Here is a 21,378-nt window from a genome sequence, read left to right on the forward strand (position 1 = left end):
GCTGCGCGTTGAGCTGCGTCCTCAGGTGACGGTGCAGCATTCCAGCGTGCGGCTTGCAGACATTGCGGTGCTGACCAGCTCCGACCTGGGCATGCTGCGCCGCGCGCTGGCCATACCGCTGGGACAGGCGCCGCGTCCGGGAGAAAGCGCCGTGCTGGAAAGCGAGCGGCTGGGCTACTGGCTCAGAAGCCGCACAGGACTCAGAGAGGACCAGATCGACTGGCGCGGGCCACGCCAGACGGCCATCGTCACGGCCGTGCAGGAGATTGCGGGCGAGCAGGTGGCTGCCCAGGCGCAGGCTGCACTGGCCGAACACCTGCGGTCAATGGCCCGGCAAAAGGGCCTGGTCCTTTCACGCCTGGACATTGATCCTGTGGCCCTGCCTGTGTCCGTGGAGGTGCCCATGCAGGGGCGTCGCCTGCAGGTGCGCCCTCTGAGCGCGACACGGATGAGCCCGCGCATGCTGGTCTGGGTCGATGTTTTCTCTGGCGACCGCCATGTGCGGGCCATTCCCGTGCGATTTGAAGTGGCTGCCTTTGCCCGGTTGCCGGTCGCCTCGCATGCCATGCCGGCCGGCTCGCCCGTGCAGGCCGACGGCATGGAGCTGCGCGAGATCGATGTGACCGCAATGCCAGGCCTGTCCGGCCTGTCCGCCTTGCCCGGTGGCGTCCGGGTGGATGCACCGGCCGGAGCCGATGCGGACGCGCCCGTGCTGCGCCGCGCGCTGCAGGCAGGTGACGTCGTTTCTGCAGACAGCCTGCTGGCCAGGCCTGCCGTGGTGCGGGGTGAATGGGCCAGCCTGGTGACGCGCCAGGGGCCGCTGTCGCTGGAGAGCCGGGTGGAAGTCCTGCAGGACGGACAGCCCGGGCAGATCGTGCGTGCCAAGCCGGCCAATGCGACGGGGGTGCTGTCTGTCCGCGTGGTGGGCCGGGGCCAGTTGGAGTTGCAACCATGACGACGGCAATCAAGATGACGGTGAAAGCCAGGGCCGCAGTCCTGGCGTGGGCCATGGCAGCACCGCTGGGTGCGCTGCATGCCGAGAGCCTGTTCCAGGAGCAGACCTTCAGGCCCTTGATGGCCGACAACAAGGCATTTCGCGTGGGAGACGTGCTGACCGTGCAGGTGTTCGAGAACTCCAGCGCAACCACCTCGGCCGATACGGGCACGCGCCGCCGCAACGCCTTGTCTGCCGACCTTTCCCACGGCAGCGGCAGCGTGGCACAGACGGCAGCGGGCCTGGGTGGCACCTTCGACGGCGGCGGACGCACCCAGCGCACCAACCGCGTGCTGGCCACGCTCACGGTTTCCGTACAGGAGGTGTTGGCCAACGGCGACCTGCTGGTGGGCGGGGAGCAGACGCTGACCGTGAACGAAGAGCCGCAGAAAGTGACCCTGCAGGGGCGGGTCCGCCCGCTGGACATCTCGGATGGCAACGTGGTGCTGTCCACGCGCCTGGCCGACGCGCGCATCAGCTACGTGGGCGAGGGCGATCTTGCCGAGCGCAGCCGCCGCCCCTGGTGGCGCAGCCTTCTGGACAACCTGGGGCTTTGACATGGCGTATTGCATGAAGAATTTGTGGAGCTGCGTGCTGGGCGCTGCATTGCTGGCGGGCTTGCAGACTCCCCTGAACGCACAGGCCGAAAGCGTGCGCGTCAAGGACCTCGGAAAACTGCAGGGCTGGCGCGAGAACGCCCTGGTGGGCACGGGCATCGTCACGGGCCTGGCGGGCACGGGCGACTCCGCCTCCAGCCGGGGTGCGCGCCAGGCGCTGTCCAACGCCATGTCGCAGTTCAACCTGAACATTCCCCCGGAGCAGATCCAGAGCCGCAACGTGGCCGTTGTCATGGTCAGTGCCGCGCTGTCGCCCTTCTCCCGCGAGGGCGATACGCTGGACGTGACCGTCACCTCGGTGGGCGACGCGCGCAGCCTGGTCGGCGGCAGCCTCATGCTCATGCCGCTCAAGGCGGCCAACGGCCGCATCTACGCTCTGGCCCAGGGGGCCTTGTCGGTGGGCGGCTACCGATACGACGCCAACGGCAACGTGGTCCAGAAGAACCACCCCACCGTCGGCTCCATTCCTGGCGGGGCGACGGTCGAGGTCGGCGTCACCGCACAGGTGGTATCGCAGGACAACCGCATGACCTTCGTGCTCAACGAGCCCGACTACACCACGGCCGACCGGGTCGCCGAGGCCATCAACCGCCAGTTCGGCGACTCGCTCGCCCAGGCGCGCGATGCCTCCGGCATCGACCTGTTCGTGCCCGAAGGGCAGCGGCGCCGGCTGGTGTCCTTCGTCTCGCGGCTGGAGTCGGTCTTCGTCGAACCTGACCGGCGCGCCAAGGTCGTGATCAACGAGCGCACCGGCACTGTGGTATCGGGTGGGGATGTGCAGATATCCAAGGTCGCCATCTCGCATGGGGATCTGAAGCTGTCCATTCGCAATGAGGTCACTGCCTCGCAGCCCGGCTTCATCGGCGTGGCAGGCGATGGCGTGCGCACGGCGCTGGTGACGAACACCCGCATGGATGTGGAAGAGCGTCAGGTGCCGGGCTTCGTGTCGGGCAGCACCACGGTGGCCGACCTGGTCCAGTCCCTGGTGAGCCTCAAGACCAATACGCGCGACATCATTTCCATTCTCCGGGCCGTCAAGGCCGCCGGCGCCCTGCACGCCGAGCTGATCGTCCAGTAAACATTTTCCAGGAGGGAGCACCCAATGACCCAGGCAATCGAGGCCGTCACCGTGGCCAGCCTGTCCATGGCGCTGGATGCGGCATCGCTGCGCCACCAGGCCATCGCACGCAACATCGCCAATGCCGGCACCCAGGGCTACGTCCCGGTACAGGCCAGCTTCTCCGGGCAGATGCAGGAAGCACGGCGTCAGCTGGACCAGGGCCAGCTGTTGAGCACGGCGCAAGTCGATGCCATGGCGCAGGAGAGCCTGCGCCTGGAGCCCCGGCGCGATGCGACGGGCCTGCCAGCCGGCGTGCAGCTGGACTCCGAGGTGGCCCAGATGGCGCACAACGCCGTCCACTACCAGGCCCTGCTCAAGGGCCTGTCGCAACACATGTCGCTTTTGTCATCCGCCGTCTCTGACGGCAAGCGTTGAGGAACCTTCGCATGGACTATTCACAAGCCTTCGCCATCAGCGCCAGCGGCATGACGCTGGAGCGCACCCGTGTCGAGGTCGCGTCGCTGAACCTGGCCAATGCCAACACCGTGGCGGGCACCGACGGCAAGCTCTTCCAGCCGCTGCGCGTTGTGGCGCGCACGTCCTTCTCGGAAACCGTGGCCCAGGGGCTGGCAGCGAATCCCGTGGTCTCGCTGGAGCCGACGCAGCAGCCGGCGCGCATGGTGTATGAGCCGGGCCATCCCATGGCCGACGCGCGCGGCTTTGTCTCCTATGCCGGCGTGGATACCGCCACGGAAATGGTCACCATGATGAGTGCCATGCGCGCCTACGAGGCCAATGTGGCCGCGATGAACACGGCTCGCAGCATGGCGCAGAAGGCGTTGACCATCGGAGGTGGCGCATGAGCACCGAAGCCCTGGGCGCGGTGTCCGCAGCCCTTTCCTCGATCGCCGAGCCTTCGCTGGCCCCTTTGCAAGGCGCCATGCATGCAGGGGGCGCTGGTGCGTCCGGTACCACCGGTGCCGGCTTTTCCAGCATGGTCACGCAGGGCCTGCAGCAGGTCAACGGACAGCTGCTGGCCAGCCAGACGGACTTGCAGCAGCTGTCCGTGGGCAATGTGCAGAACCTGCACCAGGTCATGATCCGCCTCGAGGAAAGCCGGCTGGCGTTCCAGCTGACCATGCAGGTGCGAAACCGCCTGCTGGAGTCCTACCAGGACGTCATGAGGATGCAGGTGTAGCCGTCCCTGGGCAGCGCAGGCAGCAGGCTTGCGTGCGCCCCGGATCACACCGCTGAACTTCGCAACGCATCAAGAGCAAAAACACATGACTGAATTCTGGGAGGGCCTGGGCCGAGGCGCTCGCACCAGCCTGATCGCCGGGCTGATCGCCATCGTGCTGGGCACCGCCGCGCTGGCCTGGTGGCTGTTGAGAGCCGATTACCAGGTGTTGTTCTCGGATCTCAAGCCGCAGGACGCGGCTGCCATGAGCGCCGAGCTGGACAAGCTCAAGATTCCCTACCGCTTTGACGAAGCCCAGGGAGCCCTGCTGGTGGACAAGGCGCAGGTCTTGCCGACGCGGCTCAAGCTCATGGGCCAGGACATGCCGCTGCAGGGGGCCGTCGGCTTCGAGCTGTTCAACAACACCGACTTCGGCATGACCGAATTCGCGCAGAAGATCAACTACCAGCGCGCCCTGCAGGGCGAGCTGACGCGGACCATTCTGTCGCTGTCCGAGATCCGTGATGTGCGGGTGCATCTGGCGTTGCCTGAGCAGGGCCTGTTCAAGCAGGCGCAATCGCGGCCCAAGGCCGCCATCACCATCACGCTGCGGGACGGGCAGTACCTCAGGCCCGAGCAGGTCAATGGCATACAGCGCCTCGTGGCGGCCGCCACGCCGGGCATGACGGCCCAGGATGTCACCGTGGTCGACAGGCAGGGCGTGGCGCTGAGCCGTTCGAGCGAGGAAAGCGCCGATGCTGGTGCGGCTGCCGCAGGCTCGGGGCGGCTCGAACTCAAGAAGGACACGGAAGCCCAGCTGGCCCGCAAGGCAGCGGCTGTGCTCGACCGCGCCTTCGGCCCCGGCCAGGCGCTGGCCAGCGTTGATGTCACGCTGAACATGGACCAGGTCCGCATCACGACCGAGGACGTGATTCCTGCCGCCTCCCGCACGGCAGACAGCCGTGGCGTCATCGTCAAGGAGCGCGAATCCGTGCGTGACGGCGGCCAGCCGCCACTCGATGCCGCGCGCGCGGGCAGCGCCGGTGGCGCGAGCACCCAGCGCGAGGTGGACTACCAGGTTGGCCGGCGCGTGGAGCAGGTCGTCAGCCAGGCCGGATCGGTGCGCCGTATCCAGGTCGTGGCCGTGGTTCGCCAGCCGCTGGACGCTGGCCAGGAGGACAAGCTGCGCCGCCTGCTGGCAGCCGCCGTGGGCGCGAGCACGGAGCGCGGCGATACCGTCGTTGTCCAATCCATGCAGGCGCTGTTGCCTGTGAATGCAAATGCGGATGGCGCTGCCGCGCAGCAGCAGGATGAAGCGCCGCTGTCTCCAGGCCAGGCCGTGCAGCCGGTGCCATCGGTGGCGTCGCATGCTGTGCCCAAGGGCCGTGGCCTCGATATCGATCTGCCCTTGCCCGTGCAGGCTGCGGCGGCTGTGGTCCTGTGCCTGGTGGTCGCACTGTTTGCTGTGAGCGCCGCGCGGGCGAACCGCAAGGCGCCGTCTGCCATGCCCGCAGGCCTGAGCGATGCCGAGCGTCAAGCGGCCCTGCGCAAGCTGCAGCAGTGGATGCATGCCGATGGCGCAGGCCATGCCGCGCGGCCCATGGAAGGGCAGCAGACATGAGCTTTGCCGAACTGGCTTGCGCGCCCCAGACCGATCCGAGAAGAGCGGCTTTGCTGCTGCATGCCATGGCGCCGGCCGATCGCGATTGGCTGCTGGAGCGCATGCCGGCGCCTGCGGGGCAGGCGCTGCGCGGCTTGCTGATCGAGCTGGCGGAATTGGGCATACCGCCCGACACCGAATTGCTGGGCAGCGTGCTGAAGGCGCCTCGTTCGCATGAGGCGCTGGCTGCGCCGGCGATGCACGCTGAGGTCTCCGAGGATGCGTCTTTCCTGATGGCGCTTGATGCCGGCGGCATCGACGCGCTGGTCCGGGCCTGGCAGGGCCAGCCGTCCAGGCTGGTCGCACGGGCGCTGTGCCTGAGGCCCTGGCCCTGGCGCCCTCTGGCACTGGAAAAGCTGCCGCTTCCTCAGCGCCGCCGTGTGATGGACCTGATGGAGTCCATGTCGCTGGATGCTCCGGGCGACAACGCCATGGCTGTGGCGCTGATGGCCTCCATGCGCCACTGCTGCGAGCACGCTGGCGATGCCGTCGGCGCCGTACCCACGGTCCGGCCTGCCGGACGTGGCAATGAGCGTGGCCATGGCCTGCTGCGATGGCTGAAGAGAGGTCTTTGATGCCGGGCGAACCCCTGATCCTGCGCGATGCAGACTGGATGCCCGAGGCGCTGAAGATCGGCAGGCCGCGCAGCGCCGGCGTGGCCGCGTCGATCGCTGCGGCCGCCCATGCGGTTGCGCCGGTCCCGGCCGCAGCGCCTGCGCCTTCTGCCCAGTGGCTGGAGCAGCAGCGCCGCGCCGCCTATGAGGAAGGCCTGAAGGCAGGGCGCAAGGCCGCGGACGCCGAACTCGAGCAGCGCGCCCAGGCGCTGTCCCATGAGCAGGCGCAGGTGCGGGAAGCCACGGCTGCGCTGCAGCGCGAGCAAAAGGAGTTGCAGCAGCGCAGGCAAGCCGGTGAGCATCAGATGTCGGCTCAGCGGGATTCGCTGCAAAGGCTGCTCCAGCAACTGCCAGCGGCCTGGGAAGGCTTCCTGCAGGATGCCGAGGAAGACATGCTGTCGCTGGTCTTTGAGGCGGTCTGCCGCATCACAGGCGAGCAGGCCGTCAGCCGCGACGGGGCGCGTGCCATGCTGCAGCGCACGGTGCAGGCCTGGCATGGCCGCCGGCCCTTGAGCGTGCATGTGCATCCCGACGATCTGGACGCGCTGCAGTCCGATGCGCAGCTGCGCCAGATGCTTTCCGCATCGGGCTTCACCGCCGAGAGACAGACACTGCGCTGGGTCCCCGACCCCGAAGTGCAGTTGGGCGGCTGTCTGCTGCGTTCCGAAGAGGGCGCGCTGGACGCGCGCCTGGAGGTGCAACTGCAAGCCCTCAGGGCCAGCCTGGCGCAGACGCGGGAGGTGCGGCGGGAGATGCAGCGAGAGGGGCAGCGGCAGGGGCAGCAGCAAGTCCAGCACGATCAGACAACTGCTGCAGACGGCGGCCCGTTCAAGCCCGCAGGGGAGGCCGCACGATGACCGTGCCCTTGCCATTGCTTGATGTGCGCGCCATTCTCGGTGAGTACCGCAGCGCCCTGCGCCAGGCCGAGCTGTCCCGGCGACTGGGCCGCGTGCTGCAGATGCAGGGCCTGGCCATCGAGGCGCAGGGGCCTGATGCCACGGTGGGCGAGCTGTGCCGCATCCTGCCGCGCCAGCGACCGGCCGAGCGTGGCGGGAGTCGGCAGGCACCCCTGTCGCCCGAGCAAGGTGTTCTGGCCGAAGTAGTGGGACTGAGGGGCGACGTGATCACCCTCATGCCCTACGGCAGCATGCAGGGCGTGGCAGCAGGCTCCGAGATCGTGGCGCTGGGGCGCCAGGCGAGCTTCGGCGTCGGGCCCGCACTGCTGGGCCGCGTGATCGACGGTTTCGGGCGGGCGCTGGACCAGCGGCCCGATCCCGTTGCGCCGCTGCAGCGTCCGCTGCATGCCTCGCCCATCAATCCCATGCAGCGCCCGCGCATCCACGAGGTGCTGCAGACCGGCGTGCGTTGCCTGGATGGTCTGCTCACCGTGGGCAAGGGCCAGCGCGTGGGCATCTTCGCGGGCAGCGGCGTCGGCAAGAGCACGCTGCTGGGCATGATTGCCCAGCACGTCAGCGCCGATGTCAATGTCATTGCGCTGATCGGTGAGCGTGGGCGCGAGGTGCGCGAATTCATCGACAAGCAACTCGGCCCCGAAGGCCTCGCGCGGTCCGTGGTGGTGGTGGCCACATCGGACCAGCCGGCCCTGGCGCGCATACGCGCTGCGCATGCGGCCGTCACCATTGCCGAGTACTTCCGCGACCAGGGGCGCCAGGTCCTGCTGACCATGGATTCGGTCACGCGCCTGGCCATGGCGCGGCGCGAGGTGGGGCTGGCCGCAGGTGAGCCGCCCACGGCACGCGGCTACACGCCGTCCGTGTTTGCCGAGCTGCCCCAGCTGTGCGAGCGCTGTGGTACGGCGCCGTCGGGAGGATCCATCACCGCGCTGCTGACCGTGCTGGTGGAAGGGGACGACATGAACGAGCCCATTGCCGACAGCCTGCGCTCCATCCTCGACGGCCATGTGGTGCTGTCGCGCCACATTGCGCATGAAGGCCAGTACCCGGCCATCGACGTGCTGCGCAGCGCCAGCCGGCTGCTGCCCGACCTGACCACGCCACAGGAGCGCGAACTGATTTCCGATGCGGTGCGCCATCTCGCCCTGCTGGATCGCAACCGACAGCTGGTGGACATCGGCGCCTACGAAAAAGGCATGAACCCCGAACTGGACCAGGCCCTGCTGCTGGCTCCGGGCCTGAAGCAATGGCTCAGCCAGGCCGAGGGCGGAATCTCCCGCAGCCAGGCCATGGGCGAATTGCGCAAGCTGCTGTGGCCCGACAGGCCTGCCGTGGAGGCAGGGCCTTTGCTCGCGCCCGCCCCGGCGGCGGCACCGGCCCGGTCACCGGCCAAATTCAGCTTCTCGCTGACCCCTCAGAAAGGCAAGCGATGACCAGAGATGGACAGCCCGCATCGCAATCCGTGCCGAATGTGGACCTGCGCGGCTTTTCCTATGCGCTCACCCCCTATCTGCGCAAGCAGGAGTGGCAGATGGAACGGCTGCAGGCGCGCATGACCGGGCTGCAGCACAGACTGGCCCAGGCCGAACACGCGTTGCAGGAGCAAGAGGCATCCTTGCAGGCACATGCCGCCCAAATGCGGCAGGCAATGCACTCGCGCCCTGATCCGCTGCTTCACCGCAGGGGGCTGGCTTTCCTGTCAGGCCTGCACGCGCGCATCGATAGCCAGAAGCAGGAAGTGCAGGCTCTGCGTGTGCAGAAGGCCGACCTCCAGGCGGAGTGCCTGGCCCAGCAGCGCAGCATTGACGGCCTGCTGGAGCACAGGACGCAGGCCCTGCATGAATATGCGCTTGAAGCCGGGCGCGCTGCAGCGGCAGAGGCAGACCGTGACTGGGTAGGCCGCTTGGCCATGCGCCAGCAACTGCGTGAATTCCGCGTGGAGCAGCCCGAATGAACAGTCTCGACATTCATTCCGCAGGCCTGCCCGCTTTGCCTGCGCTCCCTTTCGGTGAAAAAGGCGTGGGGCAGGGCGGCGGTGCACCGCAGGACCAGGCACCGACGGGAAAGCGCTCGCGTCAGGCCTGGTTGCGGGAAATGGAACGGGCCCAGCTGGCAGGCTGGTTCCAGCCGTTCGGCACGGCGACAGGTGACATTGCGCAGCACAACCCCAAGACGCAGGCGCGTCCCGTGCAAGCCGGTGCGCCAGGTGCTGCTACGCCGCAGGCTGCACAGCGGCAGCCTCAGATGCCCATGCCCGGGCAGGCCCAGGCGCGCCCGGTCGCCACGACCGATTCCGGGATCACCCGGACTGCGTCGGCGTCGGGCGCCGCGCCGGCGTTGGCCGAGAAAGCTTCTCCCGGCCTGGCGGCGGCTGGCCGTTCGGGAACGTGGGAGTCGCTGTCTCCGCGTTCGGGCCACGGCCTGTCCATGGGCGACTCCTCTGCAGCCGTGGCTGCCTATGCCGCCGCCGGTGCCGACGCGGCGTCGGCATCGGCTGGCGAGGGCGGTGCCCCGGGCCTGGCCAAGGCTGTGTCCGCAGCGGCGTCGCAGCAGGCATCTGCGGCATCGGCGACTGCAGCGGCCCCTGCCGCACCAGAGCACGCGGGCATTCGTGCGCCCATCCAAATGGCGCTGCAGACGGCTGCGCTCTTGTCTGCCTCGCCATCCGCCGCGCTTGCCCTGCTGGCCGTGCGCGACGCCGCGGCCCCGGCAACTGCCGTGCCTGGCGCAGATCGGCCTTCGACCCGTGCGTCGCAATCGCCGGCACGCCCCTCGGCCGCGTCAGGCCCTGCCATTGCGCGCTGGCAGGGTGCCGCACAGGCACAAGGCATGCGCATGCATGCGCAGTGGACGGAGCGCGGCGTGCAGCTGTGGCTGGGCCTGGACGGCAGCGCCCAGCAGGTGGGGGTGCAGGCGCAGGCCGTCGTGTACTCGCTGCATCGCCTGCTGCGCGACCAGGGCCAGCAGCTCAGCCGGGTGGTCTGCAACGGGCAGTTGGTATTCGATGCCGCGACGGCCCGGGCAGGCGCGGGCCGTGCACTGCATGAGTTTTCAGACCTCTTCGACAGGTATGCCTCGGCCACGCCGGGCATGCCGGCTTTCCTTTCATCCTCCAGCAAGGAGATTTCATGAGCATCGACAGCATCGGCAGCGCCACCACGGGACTGCGCGGCAACAGCCTGGGACAGGAGGATTTCATGAAGATCCTGCTGACCCAGCTGACCTACCAGGACCCCCTCAAGCCCATGGACAACCAGCAGTTCATGGCCCAGATGGCGCAATTCACCAGCCTGGAGCAGACCCAGCAGCTCAACCAGAAGATGGCCACCCTGATCAGCAACCAGGCAGCCCTGCAGTCCGTAGGCCTCATCGGCCGCACCGTGGACATCAACACGGGAGGCTCCTCGCTGACCGGCACCGTGGCCTCGCTGTCGCTGGCGGGGGACTCGCCTTCCATCACCGTGCGCACCAGCTCCGGCGCCACGCTTCAGAACATCGCCCTGAGCCAGATCACCGCAGTGCGGTGAAGCGCTCCCATCCCGAGGACATTCCATGATCGAATCCATCTACGTCGGCATGACGGGCCTGGCCAGCTTCTCGCGCGGGCTGCGTGTCATTGCCAACAACACCACCAACCTCAACACGCCCGGCTTCAAAAGCTCCACGCTGCGCTTTGCCGATGCCTTCTATGCGGGCGGAGGCTATTCGGGCCGCCAGTTCGGTCAGATGGGCTATGGCGTGACGACCACCGGCACGGCCATGTCCTTCAAGCCCGGCGAGCTGCGCCAGACCGGCAACGGGCTGGACCTGGCCATGGACGGCCAGGGACTGTTCATGCTCAAGGCCGAGGACGGCAGCATCCGCTACACGCGCGCGGGCCAGTTCCAGTTCGACAAGACCGGCGTGCTCGTCAGCGGCAGCGGAGCCAAGGTCATGGGCGTGGGCACCAACGGCGCGGCGACCGAGATCAGCATCGCCAATCTCAAGACCACCACGGGCAAGGACACGACCTCCGCCAAATTCACGGGCAATCTGTCGAGCGCAGGCACGGACCAGACGGTCAGTGGCGTGCGCGTCTATGACGCGGCGGGCGGCGAGCATCTGCTGACCCTCAAGCTCACCAACACCAATGCCACCACGGCAGGCAGCTGGAAGGTGGAGTTGATGGATGGCACCACCCTTGTCGATACCAAGCAGATCGTCTTTCAGGACGGCAAGCCCACGGCAGCCACCTCCAGGCTGTCCTTCACCTACTCGCCTGCCGGTCAGGCCGCCATGCCAGTGACGCTGGACTTCAGCACCGATGTCACCTCCTTCGCTTCGGGCACCCTGTCCACCCTGGCCTTTGCGTCCCAGGACGGCTATGCGCCGGCGGAACTCAGCTCTGTCTCCTTCGATGCGACGGGCACCCTGGTGTTGACCTATGGCAACGGACAGACCACCAAGGGACCCCGCCTGTCGCTGGGGCGCTTCGACACGGTCGATGCCGTGGGCACCGTGGGCAACAACGAATTCGTGGCGCTGGACGGCGGTGCCTGGCATACGGGCGTGGCCGGTGGCGCCTTTGGCAATGTGCGCGCGGGCTATGTGGAAATCTCCAACGTCGATCTGTCGCAGGAGTTCAGCGACCTGGTCATCATGCAGCGCGGCTACCAGGCCAGCTCCCAGGTCATCTCCACGGCCAACGAGATGCTGCAGGAGCTTTTCTCCATGAAGAGCCGTTGATCCATGGTGCGTACATTGCAGGATCAATGCGTGGCTGCAGGTCTGCTGTCCCTGCAGGAATCGGGTAGGGCCAGGCCGCTGCGGGTCTGGAGCGCCCGCCAGAAAGACAACGTCTGCGACGCCGTGCAGGCCGTGCTGCTCCAGTGGCATGCCGACTGGAGCGTGCATGGCGATGCCCCGGGGGCGCCTGCGGCATTGCGCGTGCAGGACCCCGGTGCCAATGAGGGCGAAGGCGTGGACATGCTGGACGAACAGGCCGCGCCACGCGCTCTGCACGCGCTCCTGTTCGGCCAGCCTGCGGCTGATCCCGACCGGCGCGGTCCGGCAGCACCTGCCCTGGACATGGCCGCAGGGCTGTGCGCACAGGCCTGGCAGTCCTTGAATGGCGAGCTGCGCCAGCTGGCGGGTGCCAGCCTGGGGGAACATCAGGGCGGCGCCCCCGGACTCTGGTCCGGTGCCGTTGTCCTGGCGCTGGACTGGGGCGGGGTGCGCTGGGTGCTGCACCTGAACGCATCTGCCGTGGAGCAAGTCCTCGCCTCGCGTGGTGAGCTGGGTACCGGCTCGCGGGATCAGGACGACGGCGCCGTACGCAAACCCCTGGTGCCCCTGGTCCCGCTGGTGCCGCTGGCAAGTGCCCTGCACAGCCAGACGGTGACGGTCCGCCTCGAACTCGACCCCATATCACTGAGCCTGGGACAGCTGCAATCGCTGGCGCCGGGCGATGTCATCACCTTGACGCATGCGCTGGAACAGCCTGCCCTGCTGCGACTGCAATCCCGGCAGGGCATGGATGCCGGAGAACTCCTGTGCACCGGCTGGCTGGGGCAGTCGCAAGACCGCCTGGGCGTCGAGCTTCAACCCCTTTCCAACACATCTTCCTGAACTGTCTATGTCTTTGCAGAACACGCCGCCGCAAGCTCCTGGCGCGCAATCCATTCCGTCTCCGGCCCCGCGCATGCAGCGCATCGAACTTGCCGAGCTGGATACTGCTGCCTCTTCCCCGGCTTCCTCTGCGGCACCCCAGCCGCTGGTACCCAGCCTGCACCCGCTGCACCAGGTCAAGACCACCGTGCAGGTCTGCGTGGGCACTGCCACGCTGACGGTCGGTGAACTGCTGGGCGCCCAGGCGCAGCAGGTGCTGGTGTTGGACACGGCTGTGGAGCAGGCCGTGGACCTGCTGGTGGAAGGCCAGGTGGTTGCGCGTGGTCAACTGGTGGCTGTGGGCGACCGCTTCGCCGTGCGCCTGACAGAGCTGCCCACGCCGCTGGGACTTCAAGCCAAGGCCCATCCATGACCGTGGCACTGCCGGAGTCCATCCCCCTGCGCCGCGAGCCAGCGCCCGTTCCCGGCACGCCCGCCGAGGAACTGGCGTGGATGGGTGTTTTCATCGTCCTGCTGCTGCTGGTCTTCGTGGCCTGGCGCAAGTGCCGGCCGGGCGGCGCTGCCAGTGAGGGCAAGGCGCCGGCAGCGGGCTGGCTGGGACGGTGGATGGGCAGTCTGCAAAAAAAGCAGGAGCTCCGCACCAGCCTGGTCTCCAGCGCACGCCTGACCCCCCAGCACAGCGTGCACGAGGTGACCTGGCAGGGCAGGCGGCTGCTGATAGGCTGCGCACCCCAGTCCATCGCCTTGCTCGCCGAGGCGCCGCTGGATGAGAGCGCGGCGCAGCCAGGCCTGTCCACCAACGAAGGCAAGGACGGCACGCCATGACACAAGCCGCATCCAGCAGCCTGCGTCAGGGGCTGCGCAGGGCCGCAGCCGTGGGCGCCCTGTTGTTCATGGCGGGTGCCGCCTATGCGCAGGCCAGCGGCAAGGCCAGTGCAGCCACGGAGACATCGCAGGCCCTGCGCATCGTCATCGGCCTGACCCTGCTGGCCGTGCTGCCCGCCTTGCTGGTCTGCGTGACCAGCTTCCTGCGCATCATCATCGTGCTGTCCATGCTGCGCCACGCCATCGGCATGAACGAAACGCCGCCCAACACCGTGCTCATCGGACTGGCGCTGTTCCTCACCATGTTCACCATGGCGCCCGTTCTGGAGCAGGTCAACCGCGAAGCCGTTCAGCCCTTCATGGAAGGCCGCGCCGGCATGCAGGAAGGCTTTGCCAAGGGCATGGCGCCGCTGCGCGACTTCATGGTGCGCCAGACGCGCGAGCAGGACCTGGCCCTCATGGTCGAACTGTCCAAGGCCGAGCCGCCCGCGTCCATGGACGACATCAGCAACGTGCAACTGATTCCAGCCTTCATGCTGTCCGAGCTGCGCGCAGCCTTCCAGATCGGCTTTGTCGTCTTCCTGCCCTTTCTGCTCATCGACCTGATCGTCTCCAGCGTGCTCATGACGCTGGGCATGATGATGATGCCGCCCACTACCATCGCCTTGCCTATCAAGGTGCTGATGTTCATCCTCATCGACGGCTGGAGCCTGCTGCTGCGTGCGCTGGTGGGCAGCTTTCACTGAGGCCTGCGCGTTTGCCCGCCATGGCTGCCGCCGCACCTTCCGCAAGCACGGATCTTCTCCTGGAGGAAGAGGCGCAACTGTGGTCGCGCTGGCGCAGGGCAGGCGATGCAGCGGCCCGCGATCGGCTGGTGCTGCACTACCTGCCCTTTGCCCGCACCCTCGCTGCCGTGCATTACCGCGGCCGGATCCACGCCGATGTGGAGTTTGACGACTACCTGCAACTGGCGCGCCTGGGCCTGATGGAGTCCGTGGACCGTTACGAGCCGGAGCGTGGCGCCCAGTTCAAGACCTACGTGGCCCATCGCATCCGTGGTGCCTTGCTCAACGGCCTGGAGAAAACCACCGAGAAAAGCCAGCAGATCGCGGCCCGCAAGCGCCTTCAGGCCGAACGGCTCGAAAGCGTCAAATCTGCGGCGCTGGAGGCAGCTGCGTCCCATCCCTGCGATGAAGGCCGAGGGGCAACGGCGCGCGGCCCGGCGGCCCGCTCGCGCCAGAGCACCTTGCTGGCCTACCTGGCCGAAGTCGGCATAGGCATTGCGCTGGGTGTCATGCTGGAGGACACCGGCATGGTCGCCGCCGACGGGGAATCCGAAGGCGGGGACGTTGCCGCCGTGGCCGCCTCCCCCGACGTGCTGTACTTCCGAAAGACCGAACTGCAACGCTGGCGGGAGCAACTGCGCGAGGCCCTGGCACGGCTGCCAGCCCAGGAGAGCAAGGTCATCCGCTACCACTATCAGCAGGAAATCCCGTTCGACGAGATTGCCGCCATGCTGGGCGTCTCGCGCAGCCGGATTTCGCAGCTGCACCGCCAGGGGTTGGGCAAGTTGCGCCACATGCTGGGACAGGGGCCGCCCTGCGACGTCTTCCTCTAGACGCCTGCCCATACCCGCCAATCCCACCACAGCTTCAGCCCCCGTGGCTGCCCTGACAATCACCACCATCCGAGGGAACATCCATGAGCGCACAAACTCCCCAGCCTGACGAAGGCTCCACGGCCAGGCTGGAACGCCTGGAAGCCTATCTGCGTGAAGACCCGTCCAACCCCGGCCTGCTGACCGAAGCCTTTGGGGCGGCGCTGCAATGTGCCCAATGGGAGCGTGCCGCCTTTCACCTGCGGCACGCCCAGGCGCTGCAGCCCGGCAACCTGGCCTGGTCGCTGCGCGAAGGCGACCTTCTGCTGGCCCAGGGCCAGTACCAGCTCGCCGCCGAACTGCTGGGGACCTTGATGTCGCTGGATGGCGCACCCCGAGAATTCACCGATGCCGTGCTGCACAACCTGGCCTGGATCGCCTTCCAGGATGGCCGCTACCAGGACTGCGCAGACAGGCTGACCCCCCGGCTGCAGGATCTGGACCACCCTGCGTCGGCCGCATTGGCCCGCCTGTGGCTGCGTGCACTGCACCACGCGGGCCAGTTGGACCAGGCCGTGACCTGGGCTGCCGCTGCTGATGCAAAACAGCAACTGCCCGCCGCCGCCGCGGGCGTGGCCAGCCTCGCAGCCCTGGATGCGGATCAGTTGGAGCGTGCAGGCCAATGGGCCGCCCGTGCGCTGGAGCAGGCCACGCCTGACGACCGCCCCATCGAGGCCCTGGTCACCCAGTCCTCGCTGGCGCTGGCGCGCCAGGATGCGGCACAGGCCCGCACGCAGGCCCGCGCCGCCCTGCAGATCAGCCCGCGCGATGGCCGCGCCTGGTCCGCCCGTGCCATGGCCGACCTGCTGGCCGGCGACCTGCCCACGGCCCTGGCCCACTTCGACAACGCCCTGGCCACCATGCCGGGCCATATCGGCACCTGGCATGGCAAGGCCTGGGCGCAACTGCTGTCCTCCGACCTGCAGGGAGCGCAGCGCAGCTTCACCAGCGCGCTGGACCTGGACCGCAACTTCGCCGAAAGCCATGGCGGCCTGGCCGTGGCCCTGGCCCTGCAGGGCCGCACGGAAGAGGCCCAGCAACACATTGAGCGTGCCCTGCGCCTGGACGCCTTTAACCTCTCCGGACGCTACGCGCAAGCCATCGTGGGTGGAGAGATCCGGGATCTGGAATCCTTCCAGGCGCTGGCCAAGCGGCTGTTGCGGGGGCAGGATGCGTTGCTCAAGGCGGTGCTGCGCGCCTCCAGGGCCGGGTTATAGGGGGATTGGTGTTGTTGAGCTTGCGAGGATGCTCAGGGACTGGCCAGCCTTCAGCTCGCACGGCCAGGCCGTTGGCCTGCGCGATGCGTCACCACAGGCTGCCGTCGTGCAGCTTCGGGGGAGGGGAATTCAGGCGGAATTCTGCGGCGCTGATGTACTTGGGAACGTGTCCTAGCCAGGGCGGGTTTTCAGAGTTGGGGGGCGTTGCCGTGGCGGGCCAGGACTTCGTCCCAAACGCATTGCGCCCAAGGTGCCGTCGTAGCCCAAGCCAGCACCGGCGCGGGTTTGCAGGGCACGCGGGCACGGTGGATGAGCGCGTGTCGAACCTCGTATGCGCATAGGATAGCCCTTTGGTCTGGCTACAGCTTTAAGGTTGGATACGCTTGGCTGGCCTGCAGCGACTGCCCTTCGGCCTCCGGCTCCACGCCTCCTTCTGCAGCTCTCGCACATGGCTAGCAGCAGCGGCTCGCGATCATCGGTGTAAATCGATGATGCGCCTTAGCATGCGCGGCTGATGGCCGCATAGAAGCTTGCCTGATGACTGGTCAGGCTGTTCGCATCGGCATCAATGAACACCTGCTCGCAGGTTTGCCGTTGCGCCGCGTGCACGTTGAACAGTAGATGTAATCGAACTGCAGTAGCGCACGGCCATCAAGCCGTACTTGGCTTCCATCGTCCAGCGTCACAAGCCATCCCCGTCTCGGCCCTGCCGACGGTGGCGCACGCCCTGTCATTGTCGCTCGATGAATTGTTCGTCTAAGAGCCACATTCGGCGCGCTCTAAGCGCGGGCCCGTCCCTTGGGGGGGAGCGGTACATTGAGTCCATAGCTCAACTGATCAAAGCTAGGCAGCGCTTTGTGAGCCAGATGCTGGATACTGCTTGCGCAGGGGCGACGTACAGCATCAGACACCGCCGATAAGAAGGCTCTCTCCAACCTCAGCAAACGTGGCTGGGGTGGGGAGGGCATTTTGTTGTTAGCTGCTAAAAATCAAACACAATTAGTAGGCTTCGTTACGGCTCAACAGGATCAATGCCGCTTGCGCGCAGCACTTTGATGAACCGCTGCATCCTCTAAGAGATGTTGGCCTCTGTCATACCACCTTTGACGCCGACTTCCATGACCCCGTCTGCTACAAACTGAGCTACAAGTTCTCGGACTTCGGTTTGAATGGGTAGAGGTAGTAAATGAAATAAATCACCTTTTCCTGATTCGGAAATCGCGCGAATGGCTGGATATGCCACATCACTGGCGAAGTGAGCTGACCCTTCATTCCACATTTTGACCCAATCGGCAATAATCTTTTCATGCTCGGTGCTCATTATGCGATTTCTTCATTTTATTCTCGTCCTGAAAGCATTGACGGCTTGATCGCCAGCTATTACAGCGTCATAGTGCCAATTGCCTTTAATATTTGGCCGCGTCTTGTCTAAGAACGTCCGCCCCGAGGTCAGCACCTTCATCGCATATCTCGCCTCTTCAATTTCACTAATCTCATGCGCTACCGTCTGAATTATATGCTCATCACTCTCAAGCACACCCAGTCGAATATAGACAGGTGCTCGGCACTCACCGATAATCAGTTTTGAGGAAATATCGCCTTCAAATTTGTACTGCTTGCGTGGATTAATTAAATTGTGGCCATACGTGGCATCAAATTCTCCACTTCCAGCTCCGCCCAACGCGTCTCTGCTTGAAGCCACTCGGGCGGCGTACTCCCCTCAGTGAGTCGTACAAAGTTGTACTCCGTCAACTCTTCAGCGCTATAGCCTGCTTTTTGCAGCAGCACAGAAATATCAACTGTTATACGGGTTACGGCCTTGCCATAAATTTCGGCATTGGGGCGGAGCTTCATGCTTGAAACCAAAATACCATTAATGAGCGTTGGCCCGCCTTTCGGCGTCGCAGTAGCACCAGACTCGAAAACGGCGGCTGCACCCATCCGTGCAGAGCCACCCGGGATAATACGCCCAATCGTACTGGCGCCTCTGGCAAACACAGAGCTCAAGATTTCGCGGCCCGCACTGAAGGCGCTCAGGTGGAAGACACCATTCCGGGCGATTTGCGAGGCATGGGGGAAAAGATCCAAGCCGCTTTAGACTTCATTCGCACCATCTCACTGTGGGACTGAACATCTTAACTGTGAAATTCGTGAGGAGAATATTATTTATCCAATAGAAAAATAGCCAATAAATATTATATTGAGCGCTCAACTATAATTCTGTAAATATCTTGGTTTGGAGATTCTTCTAGAGAGCATTCTTCGGCTTGAAAAATTATTCCAGAAATTCCAGAATTGACGGATGGATAATGAAGCTCTTCGATGTCGTCGTATGTTAATTTGAAAAAATCTTCAACTTTTGCTAATTTGTCACCAATACCAATTGAATTCAAGAAAAGGCCTTTATATTTATTTGATAATGCGATAAGCACAAGATCTCCACTTGAGTTGAAATTCAGTTCAATTGATCCGAAGTTGTAATAATAACGACCATTAATATGTGGAGAGTCTGGTGATGAATTATTTATTCTAGTTGGAACAAAAATCCATCCTGATTCGTTTAATATGACTGACTGAACCTGTCCATCCTCCCTCTTCCATTGAATCGGATTAGTTATTAAATCGTTAATTTCACTGAAATTTATCCCTAAATCAAGTCCAGCAGCAGATTTTCCTGGAATTATGTCGGAGTGCAGGTTTATTTTATGCATTTTGCGCCTTTATTTCGATTTTGCCCATTGGCCATTAATTTTTGTTAATTGCAATCCTTGAGGATCAAGGATTATTGTATTTGATTTTATTGTTCCAGACATATACTCAAGTGGATCCACAATCTTTATTTCAGATCCATTATGTAGTATGAATTTGTAATATTGCCCGCCGTGGCTACTTGCATAGTCAGGGGTGAACTGAAATTTCGAAATGTTGGGATGACCTGCGACGGTGTACACTTCAGAAAGACTTTTCCGATTCTGAGAGTATGTAACATTATGTCCGGCGAGCCTGAATCCTTCCGCAATCTGTTTCCCTGTTAAATCCCACATTTTTGCTGGATTATTAATATCAAATATCCATGGATCACTGGATCTATAAGTGTCTTTGAGTTTCTCAAAATTAGCAGCATTATGTGAAGGTCCAGTGAATAAGTTAGGGCTTTCAGCTAGCTTGCGCTCATTCATCAGCACTTCACTAATATTGTTCGATTTCCCAACCCAGCGTAATCCTGCCCGAATACCACCAATTGCCAAACCCTCAGGGGGCAAGCCCTGAAGAGCCATTCCTATTGGCGAGTTGTTGAGGTTATCTACTTTTTCCAGCAAATAGCCGATTGGCTCGTTTACGCGTGAAGTATTGGAGGGCACAGTGTACAGCTCTGGCCCGCCTGGTATTTGCTCTATCAGAGGTGTTCTCGCCCATTGTGCACGGCTAATGCCTGCAGAAAACTGCTCCTCAATTTGCCCACGCAACTGAGCATCGTTGCGGTCCAGGTACTGGCGCTGGGCTGCCAGATCGCTGGCGATACGCATACGGCTTTCCTGTGCAACGGCGTTGCCGCCCAGCTTGGCGCTGCTCATGTCCGAGAGGTCGAACTCCAGGACTTGCCCAGGCCGAATCATCGGTACGCCCTGTGAGTTCAGGCGGATGGTGCCGTTGGCCAGAAGTTGCCCGTACATTGCGTTTTGCTGCCGAGCGTCAAGTCCAGCTGCTGCCAGCGCAGCCAATGGGCCTTGGTTTGATCCCACGGTTACTCGGTCAATCGTGTTACCTGGCACCGGTGCCAGGCTGCCATTGAGCATGATGCCGCCATCGATTTCATTGCTCCACTGCGCCAACGGATCCGCGGAGGGAATCAATCCATACCCACCTCGGCCGGGCCGGATTCCATAGGCTCCTCCCATGCCGACAGGATCGGTATCGGGGATGCTGCTGGCTTGGAGCTGGGAGGAAGAGGCGGGCTGTGATGCCGTTGTGCCAGGATTGCTGAGATGGTCCAGCAAGGAGCTTCCCAGCGCATTGCCAAACGCATCCGTTGCCACCTGCTGGATGCTGATGCGACCACCATGCGCCACAGCCGCAGCCGTTCCTGCGGCGAAACCGCTGATCGACCCCCTCACGAGCTCGGCGACCGAGGTGTCCCAACCCTTGAATAGGTCAGGGCTCTTCAGTTGCTCACCCACATAGCTGCCCACGGCGCCACCGGCCGCGCTGGCTGCCACGCTCTTCCAGTCAAAGCGGTCTTGTAGCCCGGTGACCACGCCTATGCCCTGGCTTAGCACGTTGCCCACGGTGGCTCGTGCGATCACATTGCCAAAACTGGCCGCGCCACCGTCGATGGCCGTCGCACTCGTGAAATTCATGCCCTGAAGCCCACCGCTGACCCCGCCAGCGATAGCTGCGAGACCTACTTGCTTCCAACTGAAGCCGTCCTGCACGCCCATCAGATTGCCAGCAGCCTGGCTGGTGATTGAACCTAGGGTTGCGCCCGCTGCAGTCCCTAGTACGGGGGCCGCACTGGCCAAAGTGGCAAAGCCTGCACTGGAGAGGGCGCCTGAACCGAGGCTCGCGAAAGCCGCATTTTGGAGCGCTGCGGTGATTGCTGGTCCCACCATGGCCGCGACCACCACAGCCACCGCCACCATGATGATCTTGCCCAGTGCCCCGCAGCCACCTCCCTGGCCCGCAGGCGCAGGCAGCACCGAATCCAGGCTGCCCGTGACCCGGCTCGGGTCATAGGGCTGGAAGGTGTCCGCGTTGTTGGCGTTCAGGGCCAGCTTGGGGATGCTCAGGGTCTGGCCGGCCGTGAGCTCGCCGTCACCCGAGACGGCCAGGCCGTTGGCGTCTGCAATGCGCCACCACAGGCTGCTGTCGCCCAGCACGTTGCGGGCGATGGTCTTGAGGGTTTCCCCGCCGACTACGGTGTAGTTCATGGCGCTGAAATTGCTGTCACGCAGCTTCAGGGGGGCGGCGTCGAGGTGGAATTCCGCGGTGTTTACGTATTTGGGGACGGCGCCGTTCTGCGGCGGGTTCTCCGAGTC

Annotated in this window: 25 protein-coding genes; 20 read left to right on the forward strand and 5 right to left on the reverse strand. The window is 64.5% G+C overall.

The window, feature by feature from the left end; all coding sequences use genetic code 11:
- Positions 1–46: 46 nt before the first annotated feature.
- The 20 genes from BW39_RS22825 to BW39_RS22920 all read left to right on the forward strand — a co-directional run bounded on the left by BW39_RS22825 (position 47) and on the right by BW39_RS22920 (position 16,342).
- Entirely contained in the window at positions 47–955 is a 909-nt protein-coding gene (locus BW39_RS22825) for a flagella basal body P-ring formation protein FlgA (protein ID WP_161787009.1), read from the forward strand.
- Positions 952–1,551: a flagellar basal body L-ring protein FlgH gene (locus BW39_RS22830; RefSeq protein WP_080736802.1), complete on the forward strand. Its 600-nt coding sequence runs from the start codon at positions 952–954 to the stop codon at positions 1,549–1,551. The genes BW39_RS22825 and BW39_RS22830 overlap by 4 nt, the downstream gene beginning before the upstream one ends.
- A gap of 13 nt (positions 1,552–1,564) precedes the next feature.
- Positions 1,565–2,689: a flagellar basal body P-ring protein FlgI gene (locus BW39_RS22835; protein ID WP_081816281.1), complete on the forward strand. Its 1,125-nt coding sequence runs from the start codon at positions 1,565–1,567 to the stop codon at positions 2,687–2,689.
- 24 nt (positions 2,690–2,713) lie between these two features.
- Positions 2,714–3,106, forward strand: a complete 393-nt coding sequence (locus BW39_RS22840) for a flagellar basal body protein (protein WP_043824460.1) — start codon at positions 2,714–2,716, stop codon at positions 3,104–3,106.
- Positions 3,107–3,117: 11 nt separating this feature from the next.
- Positions 3,118–3,534 (forward strand): flagellar basal body rod protein FlgC, encoded by a 417-nt coding sequence (flgC, locus tag BW39_RS22845; RefSeq protein WP_043824461.1) that lies wholly within the window; start codon positions 3,118–3,120, stop codon positions 3,532–3,534.
- On the forward strand, positions 3,531–3,869 hold the full coding sequence (fliE, locus tag BW39_RS22850; RefSeq protein WP_043824463.1) for a flagellar hook-basal body complex protein FliE: 339 nt from the start codon (positions 3,531–3,533) through the stop codon (positions 3,867–3,869). The genes flgC and fliE overlap by 4 nt, the downstream gene beginning before the upstream one ends.
- Before the next feature lie 28 nt (positions 3,870–3,897).
- Entirely contained in the window at positions 3,898–5,469 is a 1,572-nt protein-coding gene (gene fliF / locus BW39_RS22855) for a flagellar basal-body MS-ring/collar protein FliF (RefSeq protein WP_268749027.1), read from the forward strand.
- The gene (locus tag BW39_RS22860) at positions 5,466–6,083 is read left to right on the forward strand and encodes a hypothetical protein (protein WP_152547306.1); all 618 of its coding nucleotides are present in this window, start codon (positions 5,466–5,468) and stop codon (positions 6,081–6,083) included. The genes fliF and BW39_RS22860 overlap by 4 nt, the downstream gene beginning before the upstream one ends.
- On the forward strand, positions 6,083–6,979 hold the full coding sequence (locus tag BW39_RS22865; RefSeq protein WP_043824470.1) for a FliH/SctL family protein: 897 nt from the start codon (positions 6,083–6,085) through the stop codon (positions 6,977–6,979). Before BW39_RS22860 ends, BW39_RS22865 begins: the two co-directional genes overlap by 1 nt.
- A complete protein-coding gene (locus tag BW39_RS22870; protein ID WP_081816283.1) occupies positions 6,976–8,469 on the forward strand; it encodes a FliI/YscN family ATPase in 1,494 nt (497 codons plus the stop codon). The genes BW39_RS22865 and BW39_RS22870 overlap by 4 nt, the downstream gene beginning before the upstream one ends.
- Positions 8,466–8,990, forward strand: coding sequence for a hypothetical protein (locus tag BW39_RS22875; protein WP_043824473.1), 525 nt, complete (start codon positions 8,466–8,468; stop codon positions 8,988–8,990). Before BW39_RS22870 ends, BW39_RS22875 begins: the two co-directional genes overlap by 4 nt.
- Positions 8,987–10,168 (forward strand): hypothetical protein, encoded by a 1,182-nt coding sequence (locus BW39_RS22880; protein ID WP_161787010.1) that lies wholly within the window; start codon positions 8,987–8,989, stop codon positions 10,166–10,168. Before BW39_RS22875 ends, BW39_RS22880 begins: the two co-directional genes overlap by 4 nt.
- On the forward strand, positions 10,165–10,563 hold the full coding sequence (locus BW39_RS22885) for a flagellar hook assembly protein FlgD (protein ID WP_043824476.1): 399 nt from the start codon (positions 10,165–10,167) through the stop codon (positions 10,561–10,563). Before BW39_RS22880 ends, BW39_RS22885 begins: the two co-directional genes overlap by 4 nt.
- 25 nt (positions 10,564–10,588) lie before the next feature.
- Positions 10,589–11,761: a flagellar hook protein FlgE gene (locus BW39_RS22890; RefSeq protein WP_043824477.1), complete on the forward strand. Its 1,173-nt coding sequence runs from the start codon at positions 10,589–10,591 to the stop codon at positions 11,759–11,761.
- Between the two features lie 3 nt (positions 11,762–11,764).
- Positions 11,765–12,643 (forward strand): FliM/FliN family flagellar motor C-terminal domain-containing protein, encoded by an 879-nt coding sequence (locus BW39_RS22895; RefSeq protein ID WP_081816284.1) that lies wholly within the window; start codon positions 11,765–11,767, stop codon positions 12,641–12,643.
- Between the two features lie 7 nt (positions 12,644–12,650).
- Positions 12,651–13,055, forward strand: coding sequence for a FliM/FliN family flagellar motor switch protein (locus tag BW39_RS22900; RefSeq protein ID WP_081816285.1), 405 nt, complete (start codon positions 12,651–12,653; stop codon positions 13,053–13,055).
- Positions 13,052–13,468, forward strand: coding sequence for a flagellar biosynthetic protein FliO (locus BW39_RS22905; protein ID WP_043824480.1), 417 nt, complete (start codon positions 13,052–13,054; stop codon positions 13,466–13,468). The genes BW39_RS22900 and BW39_RS22905 overlap by 4 nt, the downstream gene beginning before the upstream one ends.
- Positions 13,465–14,214 (forward strand): flagellar type III secretion system pore protein FliP, encoded by a 750-nt coding sequence (fliP, locus tag BW39_RS22910; RefSeq protein ID WP_231890555.1) that lies wholly within the window; start codon positions 13,465–13,467, stop codon positions 14,212–14,214. Before BW39_RS22905 ends, fliP begins: the two co-directional genes overlap by 4 nt.
- A gap of 20 nt (positions 14,215–14,234) precedes the next feature.
- A complete protein-coding gene (locus tag BW39_RS22915) occupies positions 14,235–15,086 on the forward strand; it encodes a sigma-70 family RNA polymerase sigma factor (protein ID WP_043824482.1) in 852 nt (283 codons plus the stop codon).
- 83 nt (positions 15,087–15,169) lie between these two features.
- Positions 15,170–16,342, forward strand: a complete 1,173-nt coding sequence (locus BW39_RS22920) for a tetratricopeptide repeat protein (RefSeq protein WP_052155416.1) — start codon at positions 15,170–15,172, stop codon at positions 16,340–16,342.
- Between the two features lie 1,072 nt (positions 16,343–17,414).
- Here BW39_RS22920 and BW39_RS31325 read toward each other — a convergent pair.
- The 5 genes from BW39_RS31325 to BW39_RS30605 all read right to left on the reverse strand — a co-directional run.
- Positions 17,415–17,663, reverse strand: a complete 249-nt coding sequence (locus BW39_RS31325; RefSeq protein ID WP_152547307.1) for a hypothetical protein — start codon at positions 17,661–17,663, stop codon at positions 17,415–17,417.
- Positions 17,664–17,675: 12 nt separating this feature from the next.
- Positions 17,676–18,023, reverse strand: coding sequence for a hypothetical protein (locus tag BW39_RS31330; RefSeq protein ID WP_152547308.1), 348 nt, complete (start codon positions 18,021–18,023; stop codon positions 17,676–17,678).
- Positions 17,972–18,430 (reverse strand): hypothetical protein, encoded by a 459-nt coding sequence (locus BW39_RS31770; protein ID WP_200871542.1) that lies wholly within the window; start codon positions 18,428–18,430, stop codon positions 17,972–17,974. Before BW39_RS31770 ends, BW39_RS31330 begins: the two co-directional genes overlap by 52 nt.
- A 107-nt stretch (positions 18,431–18,537) precedes the next feature.
- On the reverse strand, positions 18,538–19,053 hold the full coding sequence (locus BW39_RS31340) for a hypothetical protein (RefSeq protein ID WP_152547309.1): 516 nt from the start codon (positions 19,051–19,053) through the stop codon (positions 18,538–18,540).
- Between the two features lie 9 nt (positions 19,054–19,062).
- A partial coding sequence (locus BW39_RS30605; protein ID WP_152547310.1) for a LysM peptidoglycan-binding domain-containing protein occupies positions 19,063–21,378 on the reverse strand: 2,316 nt, incomplete at its 5' end.

It is taken from the genome of Delftia sp. RIT313, assembly GCF_000632165.1.
In the GTDB taxonomy this organism is placed as follows: Bacteria; Pseudomonadota; Gammaproteobacteria; order Burkholderiales; family Burkholderiaceae_C; genus Comamonas; species Comamonas acidovorans.